Below are 12,876 nucleotides of genomic sequence, written 5' to 3'. Positions count from 1 at the left end.
TGAGCCTGCACGCACTTCAGGTATACTTTATGTATAATGACATTATGGTCATGTCGCTTGGAGCAGCTGAATTTCGATAGAAAAGGATGCGATACAATGAAAAAGATCATGAACAAACCGGAGAACCTCGTCAAGGAAATGTGCAGCGGTTTTGTCATGGCTCATCCGGAGCTGGAGTTTGACCCGAAATATACGTTCATTAAGAAAAGAGAGCTTAATCAGGATAAAGTCACCCTGATCAGCGGCGGGGGCAGCGGCCATGAACCGGCGCATGCCGGCTTTGTAGGGAAGGGAATGCTGGACGCGGCCGTCTGCGGCGACGTGTTTGCTTCGCCATCCCAGATCCAGGTATATCAGGCGCTCAAGTCAACGGCCAGCCGCAAGGGAACGCTTATGATCATTAAAAATTACAGCGGAGACATGATGAATTTCAAGAATGCCGCCCACCTGGCCGGCGAGGACGGCCTTCAGGTCGATTATGTCAAAGTCGATGACGACATTGCCGTGGAGGACAGTTTGTATACCGTAGGGCGGCGAGGCGTCGCAGGGACGGTGCTGGTACATAAAATCGCCGGTGCAGCCGCTGAAGCCGGGCTGTCTCTGGATGAGGTCAAAGCCGCGGCGCAAAGCGCGATTGACAACGTCAAAAGCATCGGCTTTGCGCTCACCTCATGCACGGTGCCGGCCAAAGGCACACCGACCTTCTCCATCGGCGATGAGGAGATGGAGTATGGAGTCGGCATCCATGGCGAGCCGGGAATCCGCCGGGAGAAGATGGTGTCCGCGGATGAGCTGGCGAAGCGGATGGTGGCGGAGCTGCTGGCAAGCCTGCAGGCCGGCGGCGCTTCCGTGAAGGAGGCTGCCGTGCTGGTCAACGGATTCGGGGGAACGCCGGTGCAGGAGCTATATTTGCTGAACCATGCGGTTATGCGGGAATTGCATCGCCTGAATGTGGCGGTATACCGGGTCTTTGTCGGGAACTACATGACCAGCATTGATATGGCAGGCGCTTCGCTGTCCATCATGAACTTAAATGATGAACGGAAGCGCTGGCTGAGCGCGGAATGCAGCACGCCGGCCCTCGTCGTCCGGGAGCAGGGGGATCATCAGCCGGTCCGGTACATCGGAGATTCGGCGGAGAAGGACAGCCCGAAGCCGGTGTCGTTCCGGACGATAACCGATGAGGCATATGCGGTCATTCGGGGAGACCGATTGTCGCTTCACAATCTGATTTATGCCATCGATAAAATGAGCGAAATCATTATCGAGAATGAAGTTCCGTTCTGCGAGCTGGATGCCCATGCAGGCGACGGCGACTTCGGCATGAGCGTGGCCAAAGGCTTCAAGCAGCTCAAGACCGAATGGGACGATCTATTATCCCAGGCGAAAGATATGGGGAGCTTCCTCGGGGCATGCTCGCTGGTCATTATGGAGCACTGCGGAGGAGCATCCGGTCCGATATGGGGCTCCGCCTTCCGCGCCGCAGGCAAATATGCCGGCAGCCGTACGGAGCTGAGCGTACCGGAAATCGCCGAAATGCTGGCTGCGGTCGTTAAGGGCATCCAGGAGACGGGGGAACGCTCCTTCGGCAGAGGAGCCGTCGTCGGCGACAAGACGCTGATGGATGCCCTGATCCCTTATGCGGAGTCCTGGAAGGCGAGCGCAGGCTCCGGCGAAGATCTGATCGAAGCCGGCGTCAATGCGGCCCGGGCTGCGGTGGAAGGCGCGAAGCGGACGGAAACTTTTGCAGCGCGGATGGGACGGGCCGGCACGGTCGGCGAGCGGAGCATCGGGTATCCCGACGCTGGTGCCCATGCGCTTGGCGTCATATTTACGGCGCTCTCTGAGTCTTTTCGGAAATAGTCCCTTGCAGCTTCTCCCAGGCATGGAAAGACGACCTCGGCTCTTTAATGTCTTGGGGTTGAGCATGTATTCTTGAGGCGCTGCTATTTATCTGCTGCGGGCCGGAACGAAAATCCTAAGGAAAGCAGAGCGCTGGATGCATGGGGACGGCGAGGACGGTATGCCGGGCATAATTGGATGGGAGCAACTGCTTGGCAATTGGATGGTGTGCGGGTCCCGTTTGTTCATTATAATGAAACTTGCAAGTAAATCGCCGGATCAACTCATGGAGCCGCTCCATGGGGTGTTAGGTCACAATGAATAATCGAATGGGGTTGTATGGGGATTGGTTATGTACATCATCGTGATCGCCCTGGCAATCATCGGCGGCGTATCCACACTGCTGGTGGGATTGTCCAAGGAAAACCAGAAAGAAAATCCGAACTATATGCGCAAAACCCGAAAAAATCTAACGAAACTGCTCATTATCTATCTGGCTTCCATCATTGCGTTCATCGCGATATGGCTGATCTTTAAATGACGATAGGCGCGCAAGGCTCCCGGTCAAGCACCGGGAGCCTTTTGCGTATGGTTACATCATTGAGTTTGGTTACGTCATTGCGTTGGTTACGTCATTGCGTGGTTACCATAATGCGTGGTCAGCATAATAGGAGAGATGTCAGTTTAAGACGGACCTTAAGGCAGCGGCGAACCGGGAGATGCCCTCCGGGATATCCTCCGTATTCGCCCGGCCGTATGTCAGGCGCACATGGCCGGAGGCGGATCCGTAGACGCTGCCCGGAACGAAAACCATGCCCCGCTGAATGCAGGCCTCAAGCAGCTTGCCGTCATTCACCTCGGGCGCGATGGTGCACCACAGATGCAGGCCGCCCTCCGGGTGCCTCCAACGAATCATGCCGGGGAGCTCACGCTCCAGTGCGGCGATCGTTAAATTGCGTTTATGACGCAATCTGGACCTCAGCCGGTCGATGTGGGGAAGAAAATAGCGGGAGTTCAAAAATTGGGCCGCTACCTGTTGGGGAACGACGCTTAATCCGAAATCCATCTGCTGCCTTGCATCGGACAGCCGTTTCACGATCGAATGGGGGGCCACCATCCAGCCGACGCGCAGTCCGGACGCCGCCATTTTGGAGAAGGAGCCGATGTAGAGAACGGAGCCGGCGCGGTCCGCCGATTTCAGTGAAGGCGCCGGCGTCCCGTCATAAGCTGTCATGCTAAACGGATCATCCTCAACGATCGGCAGCCCGAGCTCGCCTGCAATATGCAGCAGACGCTCCCTTCGTTCCGGAGAGAGCAGGGCCCCCGTCGGATTCTGGAAGTTGGGATTGAGAAAAATCATTTTGATGCGGTGTTTATGATACAGCTCGTAAAGGTCATCCGGATGGATGCCCTGTTCGTCGACGGGAAGCCGGAACAGGCGCAGCCCGGCCGATTGGAACATAGGCAGGGAGTAGCAGTACGAAGGATCTTCGATAGCGACCGCATCCCCCGGCGACAGCAAGCATTGCGTAATGAGGTACAGCGATTGCTGGGACCCTGATGTAATTAAAATGGAGGATGCCGCCGTATGGATGCCCCGGTATTCCCGCAAAAATGAAACGAGCGTATCCCGCAGCGGCTCATAGCCCTGCGGGTTGTCGTATCCAAGATACATCAAGGGCAATTTCTCGCTCATGATGGTATGAAGCTCCTCGAGCGGCGACAATTCGGCGGCAAGCTCGCCGCCTGCAAAATCGATCATCGAAGGATCGAGCTCAAGCGCCTCGCGGATTCTGCGCAAAAAGGGCGGGCTTGGAAGAAAGCTGCCGCCTTCGGCATAACGGTGCCAGTTCGGCGTATGCTTTGGCGTGACGCCCCACTTTGTGACGCTGACCCACGTGCCGCTGCCCAGACGGCTCTCCAGAATTCCCAGCGAGCGAAGCTCCGAATAGGCCAAGACCACGGTGCTGCGGTTCACCCCGAGCTGGTCCGCCAGCTTTCGTTCCGATGGGAGCAAGCTGCCGGCCGGGAATTCGCCGTAAGCGATTTTTTGCTCCAGTTCGTCGGCAATTTGTTTATAGAGGGGTTTGGTGCTGGTCCGATCAAGTTCCCACAAATTGTTCATCCTTTCGGTTGAAGATGGTTGCGGCGCTCCTGTTATCATACCATCCTTTGCAAGCCTCATCGCTTTTCAATATGTAACATAATGATGACAAATTCCATATAGGTTGCTGCATATCGTCGCCGTCTCATAGGTGGCGCGGGGTAAGTCAGACAATGAGCGGGGAGGAAGCTATTTCTGCTCCTTTAACTGCGTCAGGGCCGCTGTAAGCTCGGGATATCGGAACCGGAAGCCGTGGGCCAGCGCTTTTGCCGGGACGATGTGTTGGCCCTTGAGCAAAATGAGCGACATTTCGCCGAGGACGCCTTTAAGCAGAACGGCTGGAAGCGGAAACCAGTGCGGCCGGCGGTACACGCTGGCGACCGTTCGCCCGAACTGGTCGTTCGTGACGGCATACGGCGAGGCGGCATTAACCGGGCCTGATATATCGCCATGGCAGATGCAGTAATCTATCAAGCCAACCATGTCGTCAATATGGATCCAGGAGAACCACTGCCTGCCGCTTCCGATTTTGCCGCCCGCCCCGAGCTTATAGGGAAGCAGCATCTTCGGATAAGCGCCGCCTTCATTGCCGAGAACGACGCTGATGCGAAGCTTGATCAAGCGCCCGGCAGGAATGCGGTCTGCCGCCGCCTCCCATTGCTGGACGACACGAGACGGGAAATCCTGGACGGCAGCAGGGCTGGTCTCATCGAACGTCAACGTTTCGGACGTGCCGTAAATGGCCATGGCCGAGGCTTGGACAACGACAGGAGGCTTATGCTTCAGGCGGTGCAAAAGTTCAGCCACAGCCAAAACGGTCTGCTGCCGGGAATCCATGATCCGCTGCTTCCCGCGTTCCGTCCAGCGCTGGCTGAGCGATGCTCCGGCCAGATTGACCAGCGCATCCAGATGCTCGAACCGCTCCGGGCTGTCCTTCATATCATCCCAGGTGGCATAAGATAATTGCCCTTGGCTGTGCTGAACCTGGAGCTGGCGTCCATCATCAGGGAGCGATCTCGTAACGATAATAACCTCATGTCCTTCGTTTAACCACCGCCTGGATAACGCCTGCCCGATAAAGCCGGTGCCTCCGCATATTGCATAACGCATGAATATTCGCCTCCTTCATCTGACCCGTATTGATCTGATTTCATCATAGAGGACGGCGGGGCTTCAATCAACCGCGGCAGGCCCGTCCGCCAGCCTGTTAGGTCAGCGAGGCTGCTTGCGAACGGGCAGCATTTTGCAAAGGCAAAAGGCAAGAGGCAAAAGGCAAAGGCGTGATGCGCTAACGGCAAAGCTTGGCGGTTCGCCTTCAAATTATGGGGTCGTATCCTGAAAGGCCTGCCTGATGCATTCAAACGCCTGATCCAGCTCGGACTTTCGTATGACGAGCGGGGGAGCGAAGCGGATGGTATGCTCATGGGTTTCCTTGCACAGAATGCCAAGCTTCATGAGCCTCTCGCAATAGGGCCGCGCAGGAACGTTAAGCTCCATGCCGATGAATAATCCTCTGCCCCGTACTTCCTTCAAATCGGGATGCTGGATTGTGCGGAGCCTGCCGGCAAAATATTCGCCAAGCTCCCGGGACCTTTCCGCGAGCTCTTCCTCTTCAAGGACATCCAGCGCAGCGATCGCAACGGCGCAGCCCAGCGGATTGCCGCCGAAGGTTGAGCCATGGGAGCCCGGCTCGAAGACGCCAAGTACGTCTTTATCCGCTGCAACGGCAGAGATGGGGAACACGCCGCCGCCTAACGCTTTGCCCAAGATGTAGAGATCCGGCTCCACCTGCTCCCAGTCGCAGGCAAACCGCTTGCCCGTCCGGCCGAAGCCGGTCTGGATCTCGTCGGCGAGCAGGAGGACGCGATGGCGGCTGCAAAGCTCCCGCGCTTCCCTTAAGTAGCCGTCCGGCGGGATGACGATGCCGGATTCGCCCTGGATCGGTTCAACCAGAAATGCGGCGGTATTCGGCGTGATGGCCTGCTCCAAAGCATTCAGGTCGCCATAAGGGACCTGCCTGAACCCCGGCGTAAAGGGACCGAACCCGTTCCGGTATTCCTCCGACGAGGAGAAGGAGGTGATTGTGATCGTCCGGCCGTGGAAATTGCCTTCACAGACGATGATCTCGGCCTGATTCTCAGGGATGCCCTTGTTCCGGTACGCGTAACGGCGGGCTGCCTTGAGGGCCGTTTCCACCGCTTCCGCTCCCGTATTCATCGGAAGAATCAAGTCTTTGCCGGTATAGTTAGACAGCCGTTCATAGAAGAAGCCGAGCTGATCATTGTAAAATGCGCGAGAGGTCAGAGTCACTTTGTCCGCTTGGTCCTTAAGCGCCTGAATAATCCGGGGATGGCGGTGGCCGGCATTTAGGGCGGAGTATGCGCTGAGCATATCGATATAGGTATTGCCTTCGGTATCGGTGACGAGAACACCTTCCGCTTTCGCAACGACGACAGGAAGCGGGTGGTAGTTCCTGGCGCCGAACCTTTCGGACCGCTCGATATGGGATAAATTGCGGTGCATGCTTTTTCGTCCTCCTTCGGGCCATAAAGAGCATGCAGACGGTCAGTGCCGGCCTGCATACATGTACTTCTCCTGTTTCATAAGGCCGTACAGCTTATAGAATTCGTTCTCCTAACAAGGAGGAGATGAGTCCAACCAGGAGCCGGGACGTACGCTGGCCGGAATCCAGGAGCGGATTGTTCTCCACGAACTCGGCCGAGCTGAGAATTCCTGCTTCATGCAGCGTTTCCAGCGCAAGATGCGCCTCCCGGTAGCTTAGGCCGCCCGGCACCGGCGTCCCCGTGCCCGGAGCGATCGATGGGTCGACGCTGTCAATGTCAAAAGAGAGATGAACGCCGTCCGTTCCGGAAGATGCGATGCGAATCGCTTCCTCCATGACACGGAACATGCCCAGACGGTCGATGTCCTGCATCGTGTAACAGGTGATGCCTTCACGGCGGATCAGCTCCCGCTCGCCCTGGTCAAGAGACCGGGCTCCGATAAGCACAACATGCTCAGGCGATATAGAAGAGCCGTCGCAGCTGATGGCGGTCAGCCGGGCGTCGCCTTTCCCAAGGCCGACGGCCAGCGACATGCCGTGAATATTGCCTGAAGGCGTTGTGTCCGGCGTATTCAAATCGGAATGCGCATCCACCCAGATGACGCCCATCCGACGATAGTGCCGGGTTAATCCGGCAAGGGTGCCGATTGCGAGGCTGTGGTCGCCGCCGAGAACAAGGGGGAAGTGGCCGGCTTCCGCTGCAGCGTGGACTCTGGCGGCCAGCGCTTCGTTCACGCCGATGACCTCGGGCAGATTTTTTAGCCGGCCGTCACGTGCCGTGCCTTTGGCATGCGGCGGCGGAGCAAGCCGTTCGGCGGTATATTGGACGCCAAGCGCCTCAAGCTTGCGCGCCAGGCCTGCCCGAAACAGGGCCTCCGGTCCCTGGGCGGCGCCCCTGCGTGCGGCACCCCGGTCGAATGGAACGGAAAAGACGGATACTTGGGAGAATCGATGATTTGTCATTCAATGCTCACCTCCCGTCATCAGTGATACGGTTTTTGGTTTTGGCTGGTTCTGAGGGTCAAGACGCATTGATCGCTGTTTGCACCGCGCGATGACCAGCCTTGGCAGCGGCATGCTGCGGCCCATTGTCTGTGTAGCATATGGATGCTGCGCTAAGCCCGTATCCCGCAGCAGAACTTTAAGCGCCCCCTGCGTCGTTTGATTTGGTCATCCGGATCCGGCCGGCTCGAAATGAATCTGAAAAATGAGTAAAGCGGAACATGCGTGCAGACGAGCAGTCACAACGGGCGGCGATGTATGAGCGGGATGGAATGCTGCCTGTCATGCATCATATGCTTTGGCCTAGCCGTATGGCTTGGGCGGTTGGGTAGGCGAAAGGACAAATAAGGCGGCAGCCTTGTTCATCATCGGAATTACGACATCACTGATAGGCTCGGTGGGGTAGCCAGCACTGCGAAAATGATTGCAGGATAGGCGATAGTGGAAGCAGGACGAGAGATGATTGCAAATAAACAACGGTGAGTGAAGCAATGCGAATAGTACATCTCCAATAGACTGAAGTCGCTGTAAAAAAATCCCGAAGTTAAAATGCTTGCGTCATGAAAGCGTTTGTGATAATCTATACCTGTAACCGGTTACACACCGGTTTACATGGATGAGGTGATGACGCAGATGACGACCATTCGAGATGTGGCCAAGCACGCTGGTGTTTCGGTCGCTACCGTTTCACGGGTTTTAAATGGAAACGGTTACGTTCATGAGGATACCCGCTCCAAGGTGGAGCAGGCGATCCGCGAATTGAATTATACGCCCAATGAGGTGGCAAGGTCTTTATATAAGCGAAAGTCGAAACTAATCGGATTGCTGCTTCCCGATATTATGAACCCGTATTTCCCGCAGCTCGCCCGCGGAGTTGAGGATGAGATGCAGGAGAACGACTACCGGTTGATTTTCGGAAACAGCGACGAGAGCAAGAAGAAGGAAATGGAGTACATCCAGACCTTTATCCAGAACAACGTGGTGGGGGTCATTTCTTCAACCAACGATCCTGAAGCCGACATGTATCAGGATTTGAACATTCCGGTCGTATTTTTGGACCGGACATCCAATGACCGGCCGTCGGTATATGCCGATGGACGTGAGGGCGGACGGATCGCGGCAAGGGAAATCGTGCGCCGCGGCAGCAAGGCTATCACCTTGATGCAAGGTCCGGCGAACGTGCGGCCGGCGCAGGAACGCTTTGAGGGGGCAGCCGAAGCATTGGCGGAGCAAGGCGCGTCGTTTCAAGTGCTGAAGACGACATCCTTTTCGTTATCCCGCGCCGAAGGCTTTGCCCAGGAAGTGTTCCGGCGGTATCCCGATACGGACGGCGTCATTGCAAGTAATGATATCCTGGCATCCGCCGTATTAAAGGAAGCGCACCGGCTGGGAAAGAGAGTACCGGAGGACGTGCAGATCATCGGCTTTGACGATATTTTGCTCAGCAGCCTGCTGTACCCTTCGCTGTCGACCATTCATCAGCCTGCTTATGAAATGGGCAGGGAGGCGGCCAAGCTGCTGATCGGACTGATTGAGGGAGAACGGATGGAGCGAAGCAGCGTCGAGTTTTCCGTCACATTTATCGAGCGCCAGACAACGAGAAAGGTGGAATCATAATGGCTAAAATAACGGTAATCGGAAGCGCATCCATGGACCTGGTGGTAACGTCCGCCACGCGTCCGGGAGCAGGCGAAACCGTGCTCGGGGACAGTTTCAAAACGGTCCCCGGCGGAAAGGGAGCGAATCAAGCGGTTGCTGCGGCAAGGCTTGGCGCCGAGGTGACCATGATCGGACGCGTAGGCGACGATTCGTTCGGCCAGGTCATTTTGAACAATTTGAAAGGTAACGGCATTGTTGCCGACTATGTGGAACCGGTTACAGATATGGAGAGCGGAACGGCTCACATTATTTTGGCCGAAGGGGATAACAGCATCGTTTTTGTGAAGGCAGCGAATGACTTGGTAACGCCGGACTATGTTGACCGGGCCGCCGAGGTTATTCAAGGATCGGATATCGTGCTGATCCAGCAGGAAATTCCGGAGGAAACGGTCGTGCATGTAAGCGATCTGTGTGCGAAATACGGCGTACCGCTTATCCTTAATCCCGCGCCAGCCCGGCCGGTGCCGCAATCGGTCATCGAGAAAGCAGCTTATATTACGCCGAACGAGCACGAAGCTGCCGTTCTGTTTGGCGAAGAGCCTCTTGGCGAGGTGCTGAAGCGTTATCCGAACAAGCTGATCGTGACCGAAGGGAAGAAGGGCGTACGCTATTACGACGGCTCTCAGGAGGTTGTTGTTCCCGGCTACAAGGTCGAAGCAGTCGACACGACGGGAGCAGGCGATACGTTTAACGGAGCATTCGCGGTGGCCCTTGCCGAAGGCATGATTCTTTCGGACAGCCTGGATTTTGCCAATCGGGCGGCTGCCTTATCCGTAATGAAGTTCGGGGCACAGGGCGGCATGCCGACCCGCCGCGAAGTGGAAGGGGGCAGCTTCCAATGAAGAAGAACGGTATGCTGAACAGTCATATTGCGAAGGTGCTGGCCGATCTGGGACATACGGACCGAATCGTTATCGGCGATGTCGGGCTTCCGGTGCCGCCGGGAGTTCCGAAGATCGATCTGGCCTTGCGTCTAGGCACCCCGGGCTTTAAGGAAGTCGTGGATGCCATCGCGGAGGACATGGTCATCGAGAAGGTAGTGATCGCCGAAGAGATGAAGGCTGAAAATAAGGAAACACTGCAGTATATAAATGATACATTCCGGGATTGCGAGATTGAAGCTTGCCCGCATGAGCGGTTCAAGCAGCTGATGGGGGACGCAAAGGCGGTCATCCGGACGGGTGAAGCGAAGCCGTATGCGAATTGCATTTTACAGGCGGGGGTTCATTTCGGTTAATAAGGAGGTTGCACCATGAACATTGAGATGAAGAATATTCATAAGTCCTTCGGGACAAACCGGGTGCTGGCAGGCGTGGACTTTGATCTCCGGGAAGGAGAAGTCCATGCCCTGATGGGAGAGAATGGTGCGGGCAAATCGACGCTTATGAACATCCTGACCGGGCTGCACAGCCGGGACGAAGGCACGATCGTGATCGACGGTCAGGAGACGTACTTCAGCAGCCCGAAGGAAGCGGAAGAGAAAGGCATTGCCTTCATTCATCAAGAGCTGAACATTTGGCCCGAGATGACGGTGCTGGACAATCTGTTTATCGGCAAGGAGCCGACGTCGGGTCTTGGTTTTTTGAACATGAAGCAAATGAAGGCGCTTGCGAAGGAGCAGTTCGGCAAATTGTCCGTGACGATTCCGCTGACCCAGGAGGCCGGTGAATGCTCCGTCGGCCAGCAGCAAATGATCGAGATCGCCAAAGCGCTGATGACCAAGGCAAAAGTCATTATCATGGACGAACCGACGGCGGCGCTAACGGAACGGGAAATCGAGAAGCTGTTCGAGGTCATCCGTTCGCTCAAGAAGGAAGGCGTCTCCATCGTCTATATCTCGCACCGGATGGAAGAGATCTTTACGATATGCGACCGGATTACGGTCATGCGCGACGGCAAATCCGTCGATACGAAGCCGATTCCGGATACGAACTTCGACGAGGTTGTCCGCAAGATGGTCGGACGGGAGCTGACCGAGCGCTATCCGGCCCGGCATCCCGTTCCAGGCGATGTGGTGCTGGAAGTGAAAAACATCAGCAGCAAAGGTAAATTCGAGAACGTAAGCTTCTCGGTAAGAGCCGGCGAAATCGTCGGAATGTCGGGGCTGATGGGCGCAGGACGCACCGAAATGATGCGGGCCATCTTTGGGCTGGATCCGCTGGGTAGCGGCGAGATCTGGGTGCGCGGCAAGAAAGTCAATATCCGCAAACCGGATGACGCGGTTAAGCACGGCATCGGTTTTATTACGGAGGACCGGAAGGATGAAGGCCTTGTGCTCGACTTCTCCGTCCGCGAAAATATGGCGCTGACGAATCTGTTCAGCTTCTCGTCCAAGGGGTTCATATCGGCGAAGAAAGAGCTGGATTTTGTGGACACGCTGACCAAGCGTCTGCAGATCAAGACCCATACGACCGAGACGCCTGCCCGGAATCTGTCGGGGGGCAATCAACAGAAGGTCGTCATCGCCAAGTGGATCGGCATTGGTCCGAGCCTGCTCATCCTGGACGAGCCGACGCGGGGAGTGGATGTCGGAGCCAAGCGGGAAATATACCAGCTGATGAATGAGTTGACCGAACGCGGCGTGGCCATCCTGATGGTTTCTTCAGAGCTGCCGGAGGTGCTCGGCATGAGCGATCGGATTCTTGTCGTTCACGAGGGCCGGATTTCCGGAGAAGTGAGCGGGGAGAATGCAACGCAGGAACAGATCATGACTCTAGCTACAGGAGGACAATAATATGACAACCATTCATGATGCGAAGGCGGGAAAAGGCTTTAATGTCGCAGGCTTCACGCAAAAGCTCGGGCCGCTGCTCGGACTGATTATTCTCATCGTCATCGTTTCGGTTCTGAATCCGAGTTTTTTGGAACCGCTCAACATTCTGAACCTGCTGCGCCAGGTTTCCATTAACGCCCTGATCGCGTTCGGGATGACGTTCGTCATTCTAACGGGAGGCATCGACTTGTCGGTCGGCTCCATTCTGGCACTGTCCAGCGCATTTGTCGCCAATATGATGGTGGCGGGCTTCGACCCGATTCTGTCGATTATTATCGGGGTAGCACTCGGCGGTGTCATGGGGATGATTAACGGCCTCATGATCACGAAAGGAAAAATGGCTCCATTTATTGCAACATTGGCGACCATGACGATATTCCGGGGGCTGACGCTCGTCTATACCAACGGAAATCCGATCACGGGTCTAGGCGACAGCCTGGCGTTCCAGCTGTTCGGCCGCGGTTATTTGTTGGGCATTCCGGTGCCGGCGATTACCATGATCATTACCTTTGCGGCATTGTGGGTAGTTTTGCATAAGACGTCGTTCGGTCGCAAGACCTATGCAATTGGCGGCAACGAAAAGGCTTCGCTGGTATCCGGTATTAAGGTTTCACGCGTAAAAATTATGATATATTCCCTGGCAGGCATGCTGTCCGCGCTGGCGGGCGCGATTCTAACGTCCCGTCTGAACTCCGCCCAGCCGACGGCAGGAACATCGTACGAGCTTGATGCCATCGCCGCTGTTGTGCTTGGCGGTACGAGCCTGACCGGCGGACGGGGACGGATCGTCGGCACCCTGATCGGTGTGCTGATCATCGGTATCCTGAATAACGGACTCAACTTGCTCGGTGTCAATTCCTTCTATCAGATGGTCGTAAAGGGCGTCGTCATTGCGATTGCCGTTCTGCTCGACCGGAAGAAATCGGCTTAAGG

At 56.2% G+C, this 12,876-nt stretch carries 11 protein-coding genes; 7 read left to right on the top strand and 4 right to left on the bottom strand.

The window, feature by feature from the left end; all coding sequences use genetic code 11:
- Positions 1–96 precede the first annotated feature (96 nt).
- Both dhaK and BBD41_RS05135 read left to right on the top strand, forming a co-directional pair.
- Positions 97–1,863, top strand: a complete 1,767-nt coding sequence (dhaK, locus tag BBD41_RS05140) for a dihydroxyacetone kinase subunit DhaK (RefSeq protein WP_099476900.1) — start codon at positions 97–99, stop codon at positions 1,861–1,863.
- 331 nt (positions 1,864–2,194) lie between these two features.
- Positions 2,195–2,383 carry a hypothetical protein gene (locus BBD41_RS05135; protein ID WP_007129672.1) on the top strand — a complete coding sequence of 63 codons (189 nt, stop codon included), beginning with the start codon at positions 2,195–2,197 and terminating at the stop codon, positions 2,381–2,383.
- Between the two features lie 138 nt (positions 2,384–2,521).
- On the opposite strand, the gene pdxR is transcribed toward BBD41_RS05135, so the two are convergent.
- The 4 genes from pdxR to rocF form a co-directional block, all read right to left on the bottom strand.
- Complete coding sequence (pdxR, locus tag BBD41_RS05130) at positions 2,522–3,958, bottom strand: MocR-like pyridoxine biosynthesis transcription factor PdxR (RefSeq protein WP_237087014.1); 1,437 nt, start codon at positions 3,956–3,958, stop codon at positions 2,522–2,524.
- A gap of 177 nt (positions 3,959–4,135) precedes the next feature.
- On the bottom strand, positions 4,136–5,056 hold the full coding sequence (locus BBD41_RS05125) for a TIGR01777 family oxidoreductase (RefSeq protein ID WP_099476897.1): 921 nt from the start codon (positions 5,054–5,056) through the stop codon (positions 4,136–4,138).
- Positions 5,057–5,266: 210 nt separating this feature from the next.
- Entirely contained in the window at positions 5,267–6,469 is a 1,203-nt protein-coding gene (locus BBD41_RS05120; RefSeq protein ID WP_099476896.1) for an ornithine--oxo-acid transaminase, read from the bottom strand.
- A gap of 94 nt (positions 6,470–6,563) precedes the next feature.
- Positions 6,564–7,472 carry an arginase gene (rocF, locus tag BBD41_RS05115; RefSeq protein WP_099476895.1) on the bottom strand — a complete coding sequence of 303 codons (909 nt, stop codon included), beginning with the start codon at positions 7,470–7,472 and terminating at the stop codon, positions 6,564–6,566.
- A gap of 672 nt (positions 7,473–8,144) precedes the next feature.
- On the opposite strand from rocF, the gene BBD41_RS05110 reads away from it, so the two are divergent.
- From BBD41_RS05110 to rbsC, 5 genes are read left to right on the top strand one after another with little or no spacing between them, the layout of a single operon-like run.
- Entirely contained in the window at positions 8,145–9,128 is a 984-nt protein-coding gene (locus BBD41_RS05110; RefSeq protein ID WP_077565250.1) for a LacI family DNA-binding transcriptional regulator, read from the top strand.
- Complete coding sequence (gene rbsK, locus BBD41_RS05105) at positions 9,128–10,012, top strand: ribokinase (RefSeq protein ID WP_099476894.1); 885 nt, start codon at positions 9,128–9,130, stop codon at positions 10,010–10,012. Before BBD41_RS05110 ends, rbsK begins: the two co-directional genes overlap by 1 nt.
- Entirely contained in the window at positions 10,009–10,407 is a 399-nt protein-coding gene (rbsD, locus tag BBD41_RS05100; protein ID WP_077565254.1) for a D-ribose pyranase, read from the top strand. Before rbsK ends, rbsD begins: the two co-directional genes overlap by 4 nt.
- A 15-nt stretch (positions 10,408–10,422) precedes the next feature.
- Positions 10,423–11,904, top strand: a complete 1,482-nt coding sequence (locus tag BBD41_RS05095) for a sugar ABC transporter ATP-binding protein (RefSeq protein WP_099476893.1) — start codon at positions 10,423–10,425, stop codon at positions 11,902–11,904.
- A gap of 1 nt (position 11,905) precedes the next feature.
- On the top strand, positions 11,906–12,874 hold the full coding sequence (gene rbsC, locus BBD41_RS05090) for a ribose ABC transporter permease RbsC (protein WP_099476892.1): 969 nt from the start codon (positions 11,906–11,908) through the stop codon (positions 12,872–12,874).
- The last annotated feature ends 2 nt before the right edge of the window (positions 12,875–12,876 follow it).

The sequence above is a fragment of the Paenibacillus ihbetae genome (genome assembly GCF_002741055.1).
GTDB lineage: Bacteria > Bacillota > Bacilli > Paenibacillales > Paenibacillaceae > Paenibacillus_AQ > Paenibacillus_AQ ihbetae.
The sequence above is the reverse complement of the archived record's forward strand: the minus strand, read 5'-3'. Positions and strand labels throughout refer to the sequence as shown.

Coding starts and splice junctions, on each gene's coding strand:
- dhaK (WP_099476900.1), top strand. CDS start 97: ATGAAAAAGATCATGAACAAACCGGAGAACCTCGTCAAGGAAATGTGC.
- BBD41_RS05135 (WP_007129672.1), top strand. CDS start 2,195: ATGTACATCATCGTGATCGCCCTGGCAATCATCGGCGGCGTATCCACA.
- BBD41_RS05125 (WP_099476897.1), bottom strand. CDS start 5,056: ATGCGTTATGCAATATGCGGAGGCACCGGCTTTATCGGGCAGGCGTTA.
- BBD41_RS05120 (WP_099476896.1), bottom strand. CDS start 6,469: ATGCACCGCAATTTATCCCATATCGAGCGGTCCGAAAGGTTCGGCGCC.
- rocF (WP_099476895.1), bottom strand. CDS start 7,472: ATGACAAATCATCGATTCTCCCAAGTATCCGTCTTTTCCGTTCCATTC.
- BBD41_RS05110 (WP_077565250.1), top strand. CDS start 8,145: ATGACGACCATTCGAGATGTGGCCAAGCACGCTGGTGTTTCGGTCGCT.
- rbsK (WP_099476894.1), top strand. CDS start 9,128: ATGGCTAAAATAACGGTAATCGGAAGCGCATCCATGGACCTGGTGGTA.
- rbsD (WP_077565254.1), top strand. CDS start 10,009: ATGAAGAAGAACGGTATGCTGAACAGTCATATTGCGAAGGTGCTGGCC.
- BBD41_RS05095 (WP_099476893.1), top strand. CDS start 10,423: ATGAACATTGAGATGAAGAATATTCATAAGTCCTTCGGGACAAACCGG.
- rbsC (WP_099476892.1), top strand. CDS start 11,906: ATGACAACCATTCATGATGCGAAGGCGGGAAAAGGCTTTAATGTCGCA.